The 19,442-nt window shown below is 48.3% G+C and carries 18 protein-coding genes; 7 read left to right on the top strand and 11 right to left on the bottom strand.

Annotated features, from left to right (window positions below):
• The first annotated feature begins 29 nt into the window (after positions 1 to 29).
• A complete protein-coding gene (locus FN124_RS13740) occupies positions 30 to 1,313 on the top strand; it encodes a sensor histidine kinase (protein ID WP_142685277.1) in 1,284 nt (427 codons plus the stop codon).
• Between the two features lie 3 nt (positions 1,314 to 1,316).
• Here the strand turns inward: FN124_RS13740 and FN124_RS13735 are convergent, their stop codons facing one another.
• From FN124_RS13735 to FN124_RS13710, 6 genes are all read right to left on the bottom strand, one after another.
• Complete coding sequence (locus FN124_RS13735; RefSeq protein WP_142685276.1) at positions 1,317 to 2,243, bottom strand: transporter; 927 nt, start codon at positions 2,241 to 2,243, stop codon at positions 1,317 to 1,319.
• Positions 2,244 to 2,253: 10 nt separating this feature from the next.
• Entirely contained in the window at positions 2,254 to 3,303 is a 1,050-nt protein-coding gene (locus tag FN124_RS13730) for a cytochrome-c peroxidase (RefSeq protein ID WP_142685275.1), read from the bottom strand.
• Positions 3,303 to 4,124, bottom strand: coding sequence for an MbnP family protein (locus tag FN124_RS13725; RefSeq protein WP_142685274.1), 822 nt, complete (start codon positions 4,122 to 4,124; stop codon positions 3,303 to 3,305). Before FN124_RS13725 ends, FN124_RS13730 begins: the two co-directional genes overlap by 1 nt.
• A gap of 81 nt (positions 4,125 to 4,205) precedes the next feature.
• The gene (locus tag FN124_RS13720) at positions 4,206 to 4,553 is read right to left on the bottom strand and encodes a hypothetical protein (RefSeq protein ID WP_142685273.1); all 348 of its coding nucleotides are present in this window, start codon (positions 4,551 to 4,553) and stop codon (positions 4,206 to 4,208) included.
• A gap of 223 nt (positions 4,554 to 4,776) precedes the next feature.
• Entirely contained in the window at positions 4,777 to 5,484 is a 708-nt protein-coding gene (locus FN124_RS13715) for a DUF7133 domain-containing protein (RefSeq protein ID WP_142685272.1), read from the bottom strand.
• A 12-nt stretch (positions 5,485 to 5,496) separates the two neighbouring features.
• On the bottom strand, positions 5,497 to 5,676 hold the full coding sequence (locus FN124_RS13710) for a hypothetical protein (RefSeq protein WP_142685271.1): 180 nt from the start codon (positions 5,674 to 5,676) through the stop codon (positions 5,497 to 5,499).
• Positions 5,677 to 5,827: 151 nt separating this feature from the next.
• Here FN124_RS13710 and FN124_RS13705 point away from each other — a divergent pair, with 151 nt between their 5' ends.
• Positions 5,828 to 7,348: an FAD-dependent oxidoreductase gene (locus FN124_RS13705; protein ID WP_142685270.1), complete on the top strand. Its 1,521-nt coding sequence runs from the start codon at positions 5,828 to 5,830 to the stop codon at positions 7,346 to 7,348.
• A 28-nt stretch (positions 7,349 to 7,376) separates the two neighbouring features.
• Entirely contained in the window at positions 7,377 to 9,986 is a 2,610-nt protein-coding gene (ligD, locus tag FN124_RS13700; protein ID WP_142685269.1) for a DNA ligase D, read from the top strand.
• Between the two features lie 73 nt (positions 9,987 to 10,059).
• Here ligD and FN124_RS13695 read toward each other — a convergent pair whose 3' ends face one another.
• Complete coding sequence (locus tag FN124_RS13695) at positions 10,060 to 10,974, bottom strand: SDR family NAD(P)-dependent oxidoreductase (protein ID WP_142685268.1); 915 nt, start codon at positions 10,972 to 10,974, stop codon at positions 10,060 to 10,062.
• Between the two features lie 133 nt (positions 10,975 to 11,107).
• Here FN124_RS13695 and FN124_RS13690 point away from each other — a divergent pair, with 133 nt between their 5' ends.
• From FN124_RS13690 to FN124_RS13675, 4 genes are all read left to right on the top strand, one after another.
• Positions 11,108 to 11,626: a CinA family protein gene (locus FN124_RS13690; RefSeq protein WP_142685267.1), complete on the top strand. Its 519-nt coding sequence runs from the start codon at positions 11,108 to 11,110 to the stop codon at positions 11,624 to 11,626.
• Positions 11,627 to 11,773: 147 nt separating this feature from the next.
• Entirely contained in the window at positions 11,774 to 12,028 is a 255-nt protein-coding gene (locus tag FN124_RS13685; protein ID WP_142685266.1) for a hypothetical protein, read from the top strand.
• A 56-nt stretch (positions 12,029 to 12,084) separates the two neighbouring features.
• Positions 12,085 to 13,809 carry a carbamoyltransferase family protein gene (locus FN124_RS13680; RefSeq protein WP_142685265.1) on the top strand — a complete coding sequence of 575 codons (1,725 nt, stop codon included), beginning with the start codon at positions 12,085 to 12,087 and terminating at the stop codon, positions 13,807 to 13,809.
• Between the two features lie 2 nt (positions 13,810 to 13,811).
• Positions 13,812 to 14,798 (top strand): glycosyltransferase family 2 protein, encoded by a 987-nt coding sequence (locus tag FN124_RS13675; protein ID WP_142685264.1) that lies wholly within the window; start codon positions 13,812 to 13,814, stop codon positions 14,796 to 14,798.
• On the opposite strand, the gene FN124_RS13670 is transcribed toward FN124_RS13675, so the two are convergent.
• The 4 genes from FN124_RS13670 to FN124_RS13655 are packed head-to-tail and all read right to left on the bottom strand — an operon-like array spanning position 14,773 to position 19,202.
• Entirely contained in the window at positions 14,773 to 15,882 is a 1,110-nt protein-coding gene (locus FN124_RS13670; RefSeq protein WP_142685263.1) for a glycosyltransferase family 9 protein, read from the bottom strand. The genes FN124_RS13675 and FN124_RS13670 overlap by 26 nt on opposite strands.
• A gap of 8 nt (positions 15,883 to 15,890) precedes the next feature.
• A complete protein-coding gene (gene rfaE2 / locus FN124_RS13665; protein ID WP_142685262.1) occupies positions 15,891 to 17,369 on the bottom strand; it encodes a D-glycero-beta-D-manno-heptose 1-phosphate adenylyltransferase in 1,479 nt (492 codons plus the stop codon).
• Positions 17,353 to 17,937: a D-glycero-alpha-D-manno-heptose-1,7-bisphosphate 7-phosphatase gene (locus FN124_RS13660; RefSeq protein ID WP_142685261.1), complete on the bottom strand. Its 585-nt coding sequence runs from the start codon at positions 17,935 to 17,937 to the stop codon at positions 17,353 to 17,355. The genes rfaE2 and FN124_RS13660 overlap by 17 nt, the downstream gene beginning before the upstream one ends.
• Positions 17,934 to 19,202 (bottom strand): glycosyltransferase family 4 protein, encoded by a 1,269-nt coding sequence (locus FN124_RS13655; RefSeq protein WP_142685260.1) that lies wholly within the window; start codon positions 19,200 to 19,202, stop codon positions 17,934 to 17,936. Before FN124_RS13655 ends, FN124_RS13660 begins: the two co-directional genes overlap by 4 nt.
• Positions 19,203 to 19,442 lie beyond the last annotated feature (240 nt).

The following is a 19,442-nucleotide window of genomic DNA, read 5'->3' as shown; positions in this document are numbered from 1 at the left end:
CCGTAATGCATCTGCATTAAACTGCCTATATGAATAAGCTGCTTAATAAATCGATGAAGGCATTTGTGCTGTATGCCGGGATCGTACTGGCCTGCAGCATCCCCGCATATTATGCCATTATAGATTTCATCTGGAAACACGAATTAAAAGAGCATAACCGTATTGTAAGCGCCACTACCTGGCAAAACCTGCAGGCGCTTTCACTTTCCGATAAAGAACTTGCCGAAAGCGTGGCGCTATGGAACAAACTGCATCCTGAAACACAGCTACAACCGGCTGCGGCATTACGCCCCGACTCCACCTATAACATCTACCGGAAAAATAAATATATTCCAGCAAAGGGCTGGGACAGGTTCCAGGGGCTTGTTACCTATTTTACTGTCAATGGAAAAATATTGCGCCTTACCCAGGAAACCAATATAGAGGAATCTTATGAAACGATCATTGCTATAGGCGGTATCACCTTCATTTTCTTCCTGATCTTATTAGGTGGTTTTATTTTTATTAACAGGAGAATATCGAAACAATTGTGGCTGCCTTTTTATAACACCCTGGAGAGAATAGCCTCATTCGACCTGCATAAGCAAAATGCTATCCGGTTTGAAAACAGCGGTACAGAGGAATTTGATATGCTTCACCGTTGCCTTGAAAAATTAATTGCGGGTAACGTGGCTGCCTATAAACAGCAAAAAGAATTTACGCACAATGCCTCACATGAATTACAAACGCCCCTGTCTATTGTGAAGTTCAAGCTGGACCTGTTACATCAAAGCAAGCCAATCACAGATGAACAATCAGGGCTGATCAATGAAGCGCACCAATCCCTTTCGAAGGTTACGCGGATCAATAAGAACCTGTTGCTGCTGGCTAAAATTGAGAACAGCCAGTTCTCTGTAAAGGAATCTGTCAGTCTCTCTGCCCTGCTGGAAAACCAGCTATCACTGCTGGAAGATTTCCTGGAGGATAAGCAATTACAGGTACAAAAATATATTGCACCTGCAATAATACTACCGGGTAATAAAGTACTGGCAGAAGTAATGCTTACCAATCTTATTATGAATGCCGTACGGCACAGTCGCCCGCAGGATGTGCTGATGCTCAGCCTCGGGGAACATCAGCTGGAAATATCCAACACGGGCGCCGCGCCGCTGAACAGGGAAATGCTTTTCAGGCGCTTTGGCTCCTCCTCTCCCAACACTACCGGCACCGGGCTGGGACTGGCTATTGTACGCCAGATATGCCATCTGCATGGGTGGCGGGAAAGCTACCGTTTTAAAAACGGGTTTCATGTGTTTACAATAGCATGGTCATAAGCATCAGAACAGGTAAGTAACATGCACCATTGCCCGGCTACCGGCTTTGATCCTGTTATCCGCCAGCTGTTGCGAAATGGCAGGCTGAAAATTGCCTCCAATGGAAACCGCTCCCATAGTGGCTTCTATGCCCACTGTAGCCAATAATGAATAACCACCGGAAACATCCACACGATACCTTTTGGCTTCTGTATCCTTGTCTGCCGTTTCATATAGTATACCTGCATCAGGCGCCAGCGTTACTTTTTCCGCCACCCTGATTTTATAATAGGCCAGCAGGTTTGCAGTGAATTTGTTTCCATACCGGTAATCATATTTATTATTAGTGTTGATCTTATAACTTACATTGGCATTTACACCGAGGTCCATCAGCCGTATATCATACATGGCATTAAGGGTGAAGTCGGTGCTGGCCGTTCCCAGCTGGAAATTATTAGGCGCATCTTCGTTCTCCTTATGTTCTGCCGGTTCATATTTGCCGGTAGGTGTTTTCACACCACCGCCTATCCATAGTGACTGCACCAGCAGCTTACCGTTGCAGGTAGTATGCTGCTGATCCATTAACCGGTAATAGCCTACCAGGGCAATATCGCCGATACCAGACCTGCTCATAGTAACGCCCTGGTTCTCCCGGCTGTTGAAATTAACCGGTATAAATCCCAATATCCTGAAACGTTTGCCGATGTTCCAGCCGCCCCATACTTCCGCCGTTTGGTAGGTTTCACTGGTAGTAAGATAGGAGGTTGTACCGCCTGGTCCCAAATGAGCGCGCAGTGTTTTATACTGGTAACGCACACCGATAAATTTCTTTTTGAAATCCGGTAGCAAACCAATGTAATAGCTCCCTACTCCACAGCCGCAGATATCACAGGCATATGTTTCACGAAGCCCTGCTATCAAACAGACCAGGAGTATCAGTATCTTTTTCATCTGAAGTGTTTTATTGGGTTTCCTGGGAAAACCTTATGTCTTTAATAAAATTTTTATCATTTAATGTATTCAGAAAAGCCAGCAATTTTTGCTGTTCACCTGTGGTGAGAGGAATGCCAGGCCTGCCATTTACTTTCAGCAGCGGATCCAGTGTAGGCATATCCGTTACTTCAGAAGTATAATGCGCAAGCACACCCTGCAAGGTATAAAACCGGCCATCGTGCATATAGGGCGCTGTATAGGCCAGGTTACGGAGACTGGGCACTTTGAACTTGTATTTATCACCCGGGTTCAGTGTTACCTGGTAACGGCCTTCGTCATTATTCGGACCAGGCAGGATACCATTGTTCCGGAACGAGTGATCCGTGAATAAGGGCTCCCGGTGACAGCTGTTGCACTTCTGCTGAAATATTTCATATCCCTGCCGTTCTTCCAATGTAAAGCCTACCCCCTGCTTACGCATTACGCTGTCGTATTTCGACTGGTCACTTACCAGCATCACCATAAACTGGGATAATGCCTTCATCATATCAGCAGTGGTAATGTCATTTGAGCCGAAGGCTTTTTTGAAAAGTGCGGGATAGGGCGGCGTATTCCTCAGCTTCACCAGTACATTGGCAACCGTTTCGTCCATTTCAACAAAATTGGTAATAGGCGCTACCGGTTGCAGATCCAGGTCAAAAACACCTCCATCCCACATGAATGTGGGATTCCATGCCAGGTTCATGATGGGCGGGGAATTCCGGCTACCTAAGCGGTCGTCGATGCCGTGACTGATATCATGCCCGTGATGCGTAAAGGCGGATGTTTGCAGGTGGCAGGATCCGCAGGAAATAGTATTATTACGGGAAAGACGGGGCTCATAAAACAGCTTCCTGCCTAATTCAAACCCCTCTTTCGTTACCTGGTTATTTGCAAATTTATATGCAGGCAGGGGAAACCCTGAAGGTTGCTGAAAACCGGCGAAGTCCACTACCGGCTCTTTCATCTTTTCACTTTTACTGCAGGCCGGCAGGAAGAGCGCAAAACATGCCGCTATTAACCACTGTAGCTTAGTCATCAGTTCTCCGTATGATCGTGGTGAAACATCTGCGTATAGTTGTTCGCGATAGTGGTACTGAAATCGCCGAACATAACGGTAGGGTGCGCAGCTATGCTAACATTGGCAGCGCCATTAAACATTTTCAGGATATCCACCATCAGGTGTACATTGGCCTCCCTGCCTTGCCGCACCCTGGCAATGCCGCCGGCGGTAAGGTCAACTGTGATGGTTTTGATATTATTGAGCGTAGGCGCACTATAACCTCCGAAGCCGCCAATATGGTAGCGGAAATTATGCCGGCCGCTGGGATCTGCGGGCGCAGCATCAGAGGTACCTTCCATTTTAAAGAAGATGTAACCCATATTCCATTCCCAGTACATGCCATCGTCCATGCCGCCCGAAGGATCCAGTACGCCGGTCCTTTTCCGGATATCCATTACACTGCTGAGGCTATCCACTCCAAGAATAAAACTAATGGAAGTATACTCGCCTTCCGGTACTTTTACTTTTACGAACTGTGAAGCGGCATCTGCTTCAGATACGAGGAAGTAGCTGCTGTCTTTAGGCACTGTAAATGTTTCCCCATTGGCTTTCTTTGCACTGATGTTTGTGATATAATATTTCAGGCGCTCTACAGTAAACTTTTCTCCTGCGGCATTTGTATAAATGCCTGTGTTCAGCTGGAGATTCCTGTCGCCGGCAATGTTATCAAACTGGATAGATAAAGTAGCTTTTACCGTATCATCGCCTGATGGAGCGGGTGCGTCATCTTTCTTACAGGCGGTAAGGCAGCTGGCAATTACTATTACGGATAATATGATGTGTTTAATTCTGAGCATGATTTTTAGATTATGTATGGGCACGTTGAGGCGTTCCCGTTATCAGACGGGAGATGTAAGGGGCAATTAAAACAACGGCGCTTATGAAATGGGAGGACGGAACACGTCAGAGGGCCGGTCTGTTGCAATACCTATACTATAAGGATATAACCAGGCATGGGTGATACTGGTAAAAGAAGGTTTTAAGAAATCCGGTTCATTCGCAGCTGTATAAAAGACCTCGTTGCTGTTATCCATTTTACGATCCGGCCGTTCCTGGTCTCTCCTGTCTTCTTCGCTCATCTTTTTAGCAAGATGGCATTTACCGTTACAGTGCAGTTGTGGCTTATCGCGGTTAACACATAAATTCTCTGCGATGTACGCCTGGTTCATATAAAAACTGAGGATAGTTACATAACGGCCCGACAGCTGGCAGATCCAGGTCAGCATAAAAAACACCGTTATTATTTGTTTCCGCATTTCTTACGTGGGCCATTTAAATTTCCTGCAAAGATATTTCTTTCAGCAGTGGCAGCCCGGTAATGAACGGGACAATTATTTAGATAAAGCGGAATTTTAAATAAATATGCTGCAATGCTATCGTGTTAAAGCCTACTGCTAAATCACCATCCGGAGAAAGGGTGGCAAAACCAACCCGACTATATGGTGAGTACTACACATAGAAGACTCCTAAGTATCCAAGAAGTATGCGGGAAGTAACCGGGCTTCCACTGCTTCGCAAACCTCTAAAGAAGCAGGGCAAAAGATCAATAACAGCAAAAGGCAATATGGCTTTACCGGCGCCGGAAATTTTATTGTCGCCGTTCCTGTAGGGGAACTGCATCACCCCATTTGTATTGGCTACATAAAAACTATTGTTGAGGATAAGCATCCCGAAAGGCTGATCGAGCTTTTCCAGGAAGATAAAACGCTGATCGGGTTTACCATCTTTATTGGTGTCTCTAAGCAGTGTGACGCGGTCGGCGCTTTTAGTTTCATTTTCAGAAGCGGCTTTCCCTGATACCACATCTCCCACTTTCTGTACAAACGCCCTGGTGGCATTGCTTTCCGCCACAAAGATATCGCCGCCGGGCGCTACATAGATCCAGCGGGGGTTTTTGAGCCCGTCTGCAAATCTGGTAACCGTAAATCCTTCCGGCGCCTGCGGTGTTTTATTACCCGGCCAGCCAATTACCCGGCTGAAGTTCTTAACAGACTTCGTGGTATCCGGCAATGGAAAAGTATCGCCTGGTACATTCTGCTGGGCGGCTATGCTATCCGCAACGGTTAATCTTTGCCGCTGGTTATTGCAGGCAAACAACACTGTTGCCATAAACCCGGCAGCCATCCATTGAGTTATTCTAACGGGTTGCATCTGCATAAAATAGTTTTATTATTCTTCGCCGGTATCTTCTTCCTGCTTCTTTTCTCCATCTATATCCTCATTCTCCTCTTTTTCAATATCATTTTCAGACTGGATCTGCGCCGGTTCCGACTGCTCCTGTTTACCTAACAGGTCACTCTTTGAAAAGGGCTTGTCTGAAGGATTTTGTTGCTGATCATGCTGTACCATAACTCATCTTTTTAGATCTTTAAAAAATATTCCTGCATAAAAAAAATCGGCAAAATCATGCCAGTATAAACAGCGATATGAGCCGTAAACAGGAAGGTCTTTTGTTACGTGGCATAGTTTTACATGTGGTTAAAATATTAAATCAACTGTTATGATAGCAAGAGATGCATATACCACCAGCCTCTGGCAGGACCACGCCACCCCCTTTGCGGAAAGCAATAAAGCCCAACCGGAAACTCTATATGATGTGATCATTATCGGCGGAGGTATTACCGGAATAAGCACAGCCTTTCTTTTACAGGATGAAGGTAAGAACTGCCTGCTGCTGGAAGCCGAGAACATTGGCTATGGTACCTCCGGCGGCACCACGGCACACCTGAACACCCTGCTGGATGTTCCTTATTACCAGATCCAAAAGAACTTCGGAAAGGAAGCCGCACAGCAGGTATATGCAAGTGCCACCGAAGCTATTGCACTGATCAGGCATAATATCAGCAGATGGGGAATTGACTGTGGATTTCGTGACGCAAACGCTATCCTGTTTGCTCAAAATGAGGAACAGGATAAAGAGCTGGATAAAATTGCAAAAACATCTGCTGAAGCTGGTCTTGAAATGAATACCATCGACAGCCTCCCGGTAGATATTCCTTTTACCAGAGCTATGCAGGCCGGGGAACAGGCCACCTTCAGCCCGCTGCAATACATTCAGGGCATGGCCCGGGCCTTTGAAACAGCAGGCGGTACCATCTTACAGCAATGCCGGGTTACCGGAATTGAAAATAATAACACCGTAACAGTTACTACCAATGCAGGCGCCTTTAAAGCGAAAGCGGTGATCTATGCTACGCATATTCCAACCGGTATCAACCTGCTGCATCTGCGCTGTACCCCATACCGCAGCTATGCCATGGCTTTTACGCTGGAGAACGGGCAGTACCCGGAAGAACTTATTTATGATATGTATGACCCCTATCACTATTACAGGACACAGGAAGCAGACGGGCAAAAATACCTGATAGCAGGAGGAGAAGATCATAAAACCGGTGAACAGGAAAATACCCAACAATGTTTCCTGAAGCTGGAAGCTCATATCAGGCAACATTTCAAGGTGAAGGAAATAAAATACAGGTGGTCGTCTCAATACTATGAACCGGTAGATGGCTTACCCTACATTGGCCGGCTTCCGGGCACGGAAGATAACATCTATGTGGCCACCGGTTATGGAGGCAACGGCATGACCTACAGCAGTGTGGCTGCGTTGTTATTAAAGCGCCTCATCCTGGGGCAAAATCCTAAAAATGAATTATTGTTTGATCCCAACAGGCTTAAACCTGTGGCTGGTTTCAGCCAGTTCATTTCCCACAATGCAGATGTAGTGAAACAATTTATGGGCAAGTTCTTCTCCGGAGAACAGCTGGAAGCGCTCGCGGGTGTAGCTCCCGGCGAAGGCAAGGTAGTGGAGTATGAAAACCAGAAAATTGCTGTTTATAAAGATGAACAAGGTAAATTGTATGCGGTAAAACCGATCTGCACACATATGAAATGCGAAGTGGGCTGGAATACTGCCGAGCGCTCATGGGACTGCCCCTGCCACGGCGCCCGCTATGATATAGAAGGCAAGGTGCTCAATACCCCGGCTGATCAGGGACTGGAACAACTGGACATCACCTGAAAACGTTATAGTAATAAACTCCTTACATATGAGCCTGGAAAAGTACCGGCAAAAAAGAACCTTTACCAAAACGCCTGAGCCTACCGGCGGAAAAAGTGAGGATCAGGCGCTACACTTTGTTGTACAAAAGCACGATGCCTCACACCTGCATTACGACTTCCGCCTTGAAATGAGAGGGGTATTGAAAAGCTGGGCGGTACCTAAGGGCCCATCGATGGATCCGGCAGTTAAACGGCTGGCAATGATGGTAGAAGACCACCCGTATAACTATAAGGACTTTGAAGGCATCATACCTGAAGGCAACTATGGCGCCGGTACTGTGATGGTATGGGATGAAGGCATTTATGAACCAGCTGAACCGGATCATACAGATAAGAAACAACAAACCCAAGACCTGCTCCACCAACTGCACAGCGGTAAACTGAAGTTTGTGCTCAGGGGGAAAAAGCTCAAAGGCAGCTTCGCCCTTGTGAAAGCCTCCGGCAGAGGGGAAAACGCGTGGCTGCTCATGAAAGTAAAAGACCGCTATGCTTCTGAAACAGATGTTACCACTAAAAATAAATCAGTGATCTCAGGGAAAACGATTGAGCAGATCGCAAAAAGCCCGGATCATAAAATATGGAAAAGCAACCGTGAACAAACCACGGTTGCTAAAACAACAACCAGGAAAAAAGCGGCTACACCTGCTACTGATACGCCTGAAGCACTGCTGAAAAAAGGGAAATCCGCTCCTATGCCTAAAGGCATTAAGCCTATGCTGGCAGCTGTTACAGATACCCCGTTCGATAAAGAAGACTGGCTATACGAAATAAAATGGGACGGCTACCGCGCTGTAGCCTATCTTAATAACGGCAAAGTGGAACTGCTTTCGCGCAACCAGCTTTCCTTCAATGAAAAATTCAGCGTGATCACCACCGCCCTGCAGCAATGGAAAGTGAAAGCAGTAACAGATGGGGAAATAGTAGCCGTAGATGAAAATGGCAATCCCGATTTCCAGGCATTACAGAACTATTTTAAACATGGTAAAAAGGCACGCCTGGTCTATTACCTCTTTGATCTTCCCTGGTACAATGGCAAAAACCTTACACAGCTGCCGCTGGAAGAACGTAAAGCTATACTGGCAGGCATCATCCCGGCAAACCAGGATGTGATCCTTTATAGCAACCATATCAGCGGCCAGGGTATTGCGTTTTACCAGGCGGCCATCGACAAGGGCCTGGAGGGTATTATGGCCAAAGCAGCCGGCAGTCATTATATCATCGGGCGCAGAACAGAAAGCTGGTTAAAGATCAAGAACAGCCACCGGATGGAAGCTATCATCTGCGGGTATACGGCGGGCCGCAACAGCCGCAAACATTTTGGCGCCGTGATACTGGGAAAATATGAAGGAAAGGAATTGAAGTATATTGGTCATACCGGTGGCGGGTTTAACGATCAGCTGTTAAAAGATCTTTTTGCAAAGTTCCAGCCGCTTATTACATCCAAACATCCGTTTAAAACAAAGCCACAGACCAACATGCCGGCTACCTGGCTGAAACCGGTGCTGGTATGTGAAGTAAAGTTTGCAGAAATAACACGGGAAGGCATCCTGCGGCAGCCGGTGTTTATGGGATTAAGGGAAGATAAAAAAGCGGCAGACGAAAAAGATGTAAAGATTGTTAACCCGCCTGCCGTGAAAAAAACAAGCTCACGTAAAAAGGATACAGCGCCATTTTTACCGGAGGGAGATAAACAGGCAACAATAAAAGTAGACGGGCAGTTGCTGAAATTCACGAATCTCGATAAACTATACTGGCCCGATGAAGGTATTACCAAGCGCGATATGATCAATTATTACGCAGCCGTGGCCGATACGATCCTGCCCTACCTGAAAGACCGGCCACAATCGCTCAACAGGTTTCCCGAAGGCATAAAGGGTTTTAATTTTTACCAGAAGAACGTGGAAGATAAAGTGGCAGACTGGATCCCCACTTTCCCATATACCAGCGAATCGGATGGGGAAACAAAATCATTCCTGGTATGTAAAGATAAGGCGACACTGTTGTACATGGCCAACCTTGGCTGTATTGAGCTAAATCCCTGGCATAGCAGGATACAGCATCCTGATGAACCGGACTATTGCCTGATAGATCTTGATCCGGATACCAACTCCTTTAATGAAGTAATTGACACCGCGCTGGTGATCAAAGATATTTTAGAGGAAATAGGCGCACCGTCTTTTGTAAAAACATCCGGGGCTACGGGCATGCATATACTTATTCCGCTGGGGGCCAGGTACAGCTTTGATCAATCGCGTATGCTGGCTGAACTGATCGTGAATATTGCCAATAAACAATTACCGGACAGCACCAGTGTGCTGAGAACTCCATCCAAAAGAAAAGGCCAGATCTATCTTGATTTTATGCAGAACCGGCAGATACAAACAATGGCGGCGGCGTACTCGCTGCGCCCCAAACCGGGAGCAACCGTATCTGCCCCGCTGCGTTGGGAAGAAGTGAAGAAGGGATTGAAAGTAGCCGATTTTAATATTCACAACATGCCGCGACGCATAGCCGAAGAAGGCGACCTGTTAAAAGGGCTGTTGGGGAAAGGCATTAACATGAAAACAGTGCTGGGCAAGCTGCAGCATTTACTATAATAAATGGGCCTGCATGGTTGCAGACCCATTTATTTATCAGGGTTTAAGGATCACATCTTCCTTATGTTAGAGATCAGTTTACATCCTGGTTCAGATCACCATCGCTTCGGCGGCTTTCCTCATTGATATATTCCCGTTCTTTCCGGGAAGCAGCATGCCCCGGTTTTTTTTCACCGAGCGCTTCTTTACTGGGCTCATTCAGTTTGCGCGCATTGGCCGCTGCTTTGGTAGTACCCAGCAGGTCGCTCATCCATACATGCATCTTTGTTTTTGCACCGGAGATGATCTTCCGTTCTCCATTCATCATCGCATTGTAACCATCCTTCGCTACTACCTCCGGCGGAGCCAGTGTTTTCTCACGGTATGTGACGGTGTCTTCCTGGTGGGCCTTGTGGAAGAAATCTGTATCCGTTGCGCCGGGGAGCAATACGGTAACGGTTACATCGGTATCGCGTAATTCTTCCGACAGCGCTGCACCAAAGGAAATAACGAAGGCCTTTGTAGCGGCGTACACAGACAGCAGCGGCATGGGCGTGGTTCCTGCCTCTGAGCCCAACAGCAGGATACGGCCCTTGTTGCGCTGTTGCATGTGCTTCAGATAAAATTTTGTGAGCGACAGCAATGAAATAATATTCAGCTGGATAATGTCTACATCCCTGTTAAGATCTGTTTCAAGAAAAGGTCCCCATTCTCCCTGGCCGGCATCATTGATCAGCACATCCACATTAATACCCATGTCCTGGGTCTGTGCATAAATTTCAGCAGCGGAAGAAGGTATGAACAGGTCTTTTACAATGGGTGTTACTTCTATACCGTACGCGGTTTTCAGTTCATCGGTTACTTCCTGCAAACGGTCCTCGTTCCTCGCTACAAGAACAAGATTGTAGCTGTCGGCCGCCAGCAGTTTAGCCAGCTCATAGCCAATACCGCTGGTAGCACCGGTAATTAGTGCATATTCATTCCTGTTGTTAACATTCACGGTTGCCATAGAAAAAAAATTTGAGCGTGTGGAGAAATGATTTCATTAACTGGCAGCAAAGACGGGGCCGGGTAATTTAGTGAGGTTACTGTTCAGCGTGCTGTTGGCACAGGATTTAGTATGATAAAGAAAACACTTAAAAATGTATCCATCAGAAACTGATACTGAATTACTACGCGATATCCGGCAACTTCTTACCGGCAACCAGCAAACGGTAGCAGTGGCTGAAAGCGTTACTGCCGGCCATCTGCAGGTAGCGCTCTCGCTCGCTGAAAAAGCCATGGAATTTTTCCAGGGCGGCATTACCACCTACAACCTGGGGCAAAAAACCAAGCATCTGAATATTGATCCCATTCATGGACAGTTGTGTGATTGTGTATCTGAAAAAGTTGCCCTGGAGATGGCGGTGGCCGTAGGGCCTTTGTTTGCGGCAGACTGGGGCATTGCCATTACCGGTTATGCCTCCCCGGTGCCTGAGCTGGGAATCCAGGACCTCTTTGCCTATTATGCTTTCAGCTTTAAAGGGCACCCCGTATCACAGGGGATTTTAAGAGCCGGCCACAACGATGATCCGGTAGCGGTAAGGCAGTATTATACCCATGAGCTGCTGGTGCTTTTTAAGGAAGCTTTACATCTTCCTTATTCTCCCGTAAAAAAATAATACAAGCGGTTACATGCTGAAAAATAACTCCCACACTGTAACCGGATTACCCAACGAATGGGTAACACTTTCCGCAGGTACAGAACAATCGCTTTGGAGGGATGGCATGGCGTAGTCTTTGAACCAGCCTTTAAAAAAACTCAGACTATGGAAAAGCAAACATCAAAACAAGCCTCTCCCAACAAACAGGTAAGCGGAGGATTCAGCAGCCATGCTAATACACAAAACGCTGCCCGTGAAGAAGAAGACCAGGATACAGGATTAACTGCTGATGAAGAAGCAGACCAGGAAGTGGAAGACACTGATCCTGTTTTAGATGCAAATGACCTGGAAGAAAATAATCTTTCAGATGAGGAAGCTGATAACATCGACTGGGATGAAGAAAATTCCGCCAGCCAGTGATCCTCAGCGTTCCCCCCTTGCTAACCCATTTTTTATTTTCAATTTAATTTCCGGAGATGTATACATTAGGTATAAATGCCGCGTTTCACGACTCGGCTGCCTGCCTTGTAAAAGACGGGCAGCTGATAGCCGCGGCAGAAGACGAACGGTTCACGCATATCAAGCACGGGAAAAGACCCATTCCTTTTGCAGCTTACGAGCTGCCTTTTCATGCCATAGACTATTGTTTGCGCACCGCCGGTATTCATATTAACGAGGTGGATCATTTTGCTTACTCTTTTGATCCCTACCAGCTCATGGAGCCGGAGGTAGCCAGCTCAGAAGAAATAAGGCTGCCGCTGTTTCCTGCGGGAACACTTACCGCAGAGAAATGGCAATCGCCCTGGGACCCGCTGTTCCTGCAGGCTATTGTAAACGCCAGGGGACAGCTGAACGACGGGTATCCCCATCACCTGCAGTCCAGCTTTTACCAGGGTAACAGCAAACCTGAACAGTGGCACTATATCGACCACCATCTCTGCCATGCTGCCAGCGCGTTCCTTCCTTCTCCTTATCATGAAGCGGCCGTAATGACCATCGATGGCCGGGGAGAAAGAGCTACCACTACTTTCAGCAACGGCTTCGGGAACACCCTGGAAAGGATCAGCCAGGTAAATATGCCGCACTCACTGGGACTACTATACGAAAAGATCACGACGCACCTCGGATTCCTGCATTCTTCCGATGAATACAAAGTGATGGCACTGGCATCCTATGGCAAACCTATTTTTGTAAACGTATTGCAGGATATTATTTCCCTTTCCGTTAACGGGCAGTACCAGGTGAAAGATGTAGACCTCGAAGAGATACTGGGCCCTAAACGGAAAAAGAATGATCCCTTCACTGCGCACCATTTCAACATTGCCCACTCCATGCAGCAGGTGCTGCAGGAGAGTGTGCTGACACTTGCTTCCTGGCTGAAACAGGAAACAAAGAGCGATACCCTTTGCTTTGCCGGCGGCGTAGCCTTTAATTGCGTATTGAATGCCACCATCCGTGATGCCGGTATCTTCAAAAATATGTGGGTGCAGCCGGCAGCCGGGGATGCAGGCACCGCGCTGGGCGCAGCCCTGTGGCTGGATGCCAGGAAGCGGAACCCGGAGGGAAAGGATTTTGTGATGGATCATGCCTATTGGGGACCAGCGTACGGGGATGAAGAGATTGAGCAGTTCCTCAAATGGACCAAAACGCCTTACCGCAGGCTGAATAATATTGCGGAAGAAGCCGCAGAACTGCTGGCCGCCGACAAGATTATCGGCTGGTTCCAGGGGCGGATGGAATTCGGCCCCAGAGCACTGGGAAGCCGTTCCATTCTTGCCTCTCCCTTGCATGAAGATATGCAGGCGAGGCTGAATGAAGTGAAAGACCGGGAGGATTTCCGGCCTGGAGCGCCGGTGGTGACAGAAGAAGATGCCGCCGAATGGTTTGAAAATGCAAAACAATCGCCCTACATGTTGTTTGTATACCCTGTGCGAAAAGACAAGCGGGCCCTTATCCCGGCCGTTACCCATGTGGATGGCACCGCACGTATCCAAACCTTGAATGAGGCCCAGCATCCGGCTTATTACCAGCTGCTGCAGGCTTTTAAAAAGAAAACCGGCGTGCCTGTGCTGATCAATACTTCTTTTAACACATTGGGCAAACCCATTGTATGTACACCGCGGGATGCACTCGAATGTTTCTGGTCGTCCCCTTTTGATGCACTGGTAATTGGTTCTTTCCTTGTTGAAAAAAAACAATAACGATGACAAAAGATATAAAGATCTCCGTAGTGATCCCTACGTATTGCAGGCCACAGCTGCTGATGGAATGTATTCATGCACTGGCGCTGCAACACTTCGACAGTGAGGCATTTGAAGTACTTGTGGTAAGCGATGGCCCTGATGCTGCCACTAAAAAAGTAGTTAACTCATGGAAAGCTACGGGGCTGCTGCAGCTGAAGTACCTGAGCCTGCAGCGTAAAAGCGGACCGGCAGCCGCCAGGAACAAAGGATGGAAAAACGCCGCCGCAAAAATCATTGCCTTTACTGACGACGATTGCCGGCCAGACCCTGAATGGCTGAACCGCATCTGGCAGCATCACCGGAAGGACGACGACCTGGTAGCCTATACCGGTAAAGTAATAGTGCCGTTGCCTGAGCAACCGGCAATCACTGATCACGCATACAATACCTCCCACCTGGCCAAAGCTGAATTTATCACGGCGAACTGCGCATGCACAAAAGCCGCACTGGAACTTACCGGCGGATTTGATGAACAGTTTACCATGGCCTGGCGGGAAGACAGCGACCTGGAATTCAATTTGCTTAAACATGGTATTCCTATCAGGTACCTGCCGGTGGCCAGGGTAATTCATCCTGTGCGCAAAAGCAGCTGGGGAAGCAGTTTAGCCGACCAGCGCAAAGGCATTTTTAATGCGTTGCTTTTCCGGAAATATCCCGACCTGTATAAAACCCGAATCCGGCAATCACCTCCGCTGAAATACTACCTGATGACCGGCAGCCTGGCCGCTTTCATTATTTGCCTGTTAGCGGGCAATTTGCCGGCAGCCGCATTGCTGCTGGGATGCTGGATACTGGGCTGGTTGTATTTTACCGCCCAGCGCTTAATGCACAGCAGCCGGCAGCTGCCGCATATGCTGGAGATGCTGTATACCTCTGCTTTTATCCCGCTATTGTCTATCTACTGGCATTTTTACGGGAGCATTAAATACCGGGTTTTTTTTCTGTAGATGATCCGGCTGGCTGCAGCAGTTTGTCCACCGCCTTCAACACATTTTCCACGGTGGCCTTCTTCAGCCGGTGCTTGGGGATCCGGTGGTAGGAATACTGCAACAGTACATTCCTGCTCTGTAGTGCAGGGGGCACATCAAAATATAATACTTCATTTCTCACCCGCCAGGGCGTATGCTGTAAATTTGTAAGCGCATACAGCACTACTACCGGTGTACCGGTAGCCGCCGCAATATGAATGGTGCCTGTGTTAACAGAAATTACCAGCGGGCTTTTCCTGATCAACAGGGCAAATTCAGCAACAGACAGTGTTCCCGCCAGGTTAACCGCCCCTTCACCGATAGCTTCCTTCAGGGTTTCCGCATCTGCCTCTTCTCCCGTGTTACCGGTGATCAGTAACTGGCATTGGTGCCGGGCAATGACCTGCCGGCCTATTTCCACCCATTTATGAAAGTTGTACTGCCGCTTCGCGTCCTGTACCATGGGGTGCATTACGATCCAGGGTTTAAGATGATCAGCCCCATACAGCCTCATTTTCTTTATGATGCCCGGCCAATGGGTTTCATGTGTTTGCAGCGATAACTTTGTGCTGATCACTTCTGCGCCGGCATAAGCAGCAAGGTTAAGATCGCGCTCAACCTGGTGATGAATAATGTGGAGCGGCTCCTCATCAGGGATCCAGTGGCTCAGGAGCTGGTAGGGGTTCTCGCGGCAATAGGCAAGCCGCAACGGTATTCCGGCTTCAAAAGCCAGCATAGCGGCGGGTAAAGGATTCTGGCTGTATACGGTAAAAATAATAGCCGCATCAAAGCGTTCTTTCCTCAGGGTTTCTACCAGTTCCCGGTAGGTTTCAGGCGTAGCCACATGATCGTGTTTTACCCAGGGTGCATTGAAAATAATGACCTGGTCAATTTCCGGGATATCTGCCGTTACCGGTGCAGCGGCAGCGGAAGTAAGCAGGGCCAGGTGGCAGTGAAAGGACTGCTTTAAGGCCCTGAAAGCGGGTGTGCTCATAAGCAGATCGCCCATATTATCCAGGCGGATGCACAATATTTTCTTACAATCTTTCCAATGTACATTCATAATATGTATTAAGCAGGATGTGATAATTGCCAGGCAGATATTTTTCGGATAATTGCAGTGGTGGATCTTCCTTTTACCAATGGCAGCAAAACCACCTCTCCCTGCAGTTCCTCCACCAGGCGCGCCTCCGGCAGGTCTTCCAGGGAATAGTCCCCTCCTTTTACAAACACCTGTGGCCGCAGCGCAGTGATCAGCGGCGCCGGCGTATCATCGGCAACGTCGCCAAACGGGATGATGTGCGTTACTGCGCCAAGCCCTGACAGCACCTGCATACGTTCAGCAAGCGTATTTACGGGCCGGTCGCTTCCTTTCAGGCGGCGTATACTGTCGTCTGTATTAATCCCCACTATCAGCACATCGCCCAGCTCCCGTGCACGGCAGAGGTAATTCACATGGCCACTGTGAAGAATATCGAAACAGCCGTTGGTGAACACTACCTTCCTACCATTACTACGGTACAGGTTGCCCAGTGCTTCCAGTGTAACCGTATCCGTTAGTACCTTGCTGTCAAGCGCAACTGCCGCCAGCAGGTCGCCGGAAGTACAGCAGGCCGTACTGCTTTTACTGATGGCTATACCGGCTGCCATACCTGCTACAGCAGCAGCTTCCGCCGGGCCTGCGCCATGCAGGCAGGCTGCAGTGAAAGCGCTGATATAACTATCCCCGGCGCCGGATACCTGTGGATATAATACTTTCTTTGCGGGTGTGTGCAACAGCAGCCTGTCTTCCTCAAAAATCAACGCCCCCGCTTCATCAAGTGTTACCGCGGTGATGCGGGCGCCGGTAGCTTTGAATATTTTCCCGCCTGCCTGTTGCAGGATCTCCAGCCTGTTGCTGCTGTTGAGGTTCAGTTGCAGTAAACGGGCAATCTCCTCACTGTTGGGTTTCACCAGTGCCGGTTGCAGTTCGCGGTAAGCGGTCAGATCTTTTGCATCCACGGCAAGAAAAGGCCGGTAACGGGATTGCAGGCGTTCCAGGGCATTGATAACCCGGGATGTTAGTAGCCCTTTCTGGTAATCAGCCAGCACTACGGCATCGAAATTTCCGTATATCCGTTCCAGTTGTTGTATCACCCCGTCTTCCGTGTCAGAGCTGATAGCAGTTTCTGTGCCGGTGTCATAACGTGCAATAAGCTGGGCGCCGGACATCAGCCGGGTTTTACAGATGGTGCGGCGGTTTTGCGGGGAAAGGAAACAAGTGGTAATATGATGACGGTTGAACAGTTGTTTCAGCTGCCTGGCTGCCGGATCATTCCCCGTAATGCCGAGACAGGTCACTTTCATTCCAAGGCCGGCCAGGTTGATGGCTGTATTGCCTGCGCCTCCGGCAGCATACTCCCTGCTTCTCACCTCTATTACCGGCGCTGTGGCCTCAGGACAAAGGCGATGGCTCTCTCCTTTCATGTATATGTCGAGCAACAAATCACCAATTACCAGTACAGATAATTTTTTCTCCGGGGTACACATCTGTTTAATAAGTAAATCCATATACAGGGTTCTTTGAATGTTCTATAATAATATCCGCTGCAGCCGGCCATGAATCTGCCTTGTGCAATGGAGCCCGGTTTGCTTCCAGGTTCCAAACCGTTTCATGACCGTTGTCCAGCAGCAAGGTTTTACATCCCGCACGGTTACCGGCTTCTATATCATCAAGAATGTCCCCGATCATCCAGGACGATGGCAGGTGCACCTGGTGCTCTCTTGCTGCCTGTAATATCATACCTGCAGAAGGCTTCCTGCACTGGCAGATCTGACGGTACTGTTTCAGGGTGGCCTCCGGATGGTGCGGGCAATAGTAAAAGCCATCAAGCCATGTGCCCTCATCACGGAGCAGGCTGTTGATTTGGTTAAACACACCTACCAGCATAATTTCACGGAAATAACCTTTGGCCACGCCTGCCTGGTTGGTAACCAGTATCAGCGCATAACCTGCCTGCCGTAAACGCTGGAGTGATTCTCCCGCAAAAGGCTCCAATACAATTTTTTCAGGATCTACATTATACGGCTCATCCCTGATCAGTGTACCGTCTTTGTCAATAAATACTGCTCGTTTCATACGGCCCTTTTTATGGCAGCCGCTTCGCTTCTTCCTGCACTTCGCGCTAGTACTTCACTATAAAGTTTGTGCATCCTGGAAGCCACCTGCTGCCAGGTAAATAATTTGCGTACCCTTCTTACCGCCTGCTCTCCCATTTCATTTAACATGCCCGGCGCATGCAATAGCTCGCTGATAGCTGTTGCCAGTGCATCAGGATCCCTTGGCGGAACCAGTTTGCCTGTAACGCCGTCGGCTACACTGTATTTTATACCTCCTACATTCGCGCCTATCACGGGCGTTCCACAGGCCATGGATTCCAGCGGCGTAATACCGAATGGCTCATACCAGGGTGTTGTGATAAAGAGATCGGCGGCAGAATAATAATACTTCAGTTCATCGCGGTTCTTATGCCCGGCAAACTGTATCCCCGCAGTTACGCCCAGCTCTTTGGCCAGCATTTTCAGCCGCTGGGCTTCATGATTATGCTGGGTTGGATTAGCATCCCCGCCTACTACAATCAACCGTACGTTCTGGTGCCGGCGGCAGCTTAGTTTTGATAACGCCTGTATTACATTATCGATTCCTTTACGGGGAACAATACGGCCAAGTTGTAACAATATTTTTTCTTCTTTAGGCAACCGCAGCATGATGCGGGCCAGTTGTTTATCTATGGGAAACAGCTCATCGAGATCTACGCCACAGGGAATAACAGCAATCCTATCTGCCGGGGCATCGTAATACTTCAGCAGATCTTCCCGGTCCTGCGGGCATTCGGCCACGATGCCATCTGCCATCATCATTGCCTGTTCTTCAATAACAAGCCTTTCAGGCGGGAAACGGTCATTTTCTCCCTGGTATAGCTGCCGGATATGCCCAAGCGCATGAAAGGTGATGACATAAGGAATATGCAGCAAACATTTTAGTTCCATTGCCACAAGGGCCGACATGAAAAAGTTAGCATGAATAAGCAGGTAGTCCATCCTTTCTTCTTTGATAAACTTCAGCATGTCTTCCCGGAAAGCAGCCATATATGGTAACAGCTTCTCCTTTTCTATAACCTCCGGCGGTCCCGCATCTACATGAATAATCCTGATCCCCTGCCTCCACTGCAAACAGCGGGGATAGTCGCGGTTCTCCCTGCGGGTGAAAATATCTACAGCATATCCTTTTTGGGTAAGTTGTCTTGCCAGTTCCGCCACATACACATTTTGGCCGCCGGCATCCACGCCGCCTAATATTGCCAGTGGGGAAGCATGCTCGCTGATAAATGCTATCCTTTTCATACAATCAATTTTTATCCAGGAAACTAATGGACGTTACCTTTTAAAAAACAACAATAACACCAAGCCACAAATCAATACCGCAAAGCGTTTTCAGCGGCACAGCCATAATATTTCATGAGCCTGATTTAAACGCTTGTATGGTAAAGCGCTTCCATCAAACATATAGCGCCAGCGCTATATATAGCAAGATCGGGCATTGGGGCGCTGATGGGATAGAATAAAATTCACACAACAAGTATT

This window comes from Chitinophaga polysaccharea (genome assembly GCF_902150045.1).
GTDB classification, from domain to species: domain Bacteria; phylum Bacteroidota; class Bacteroidia; order Chitinophagales; family Chitinophagaceae; genus Chitinophaga; species Chitinophaga polysaccharea_A.
The sequence above is the reverse complement of the archived record's forward strand: the minus strand, read 5'-3'. Positions and strand labels throughout refer to the sequence as shown.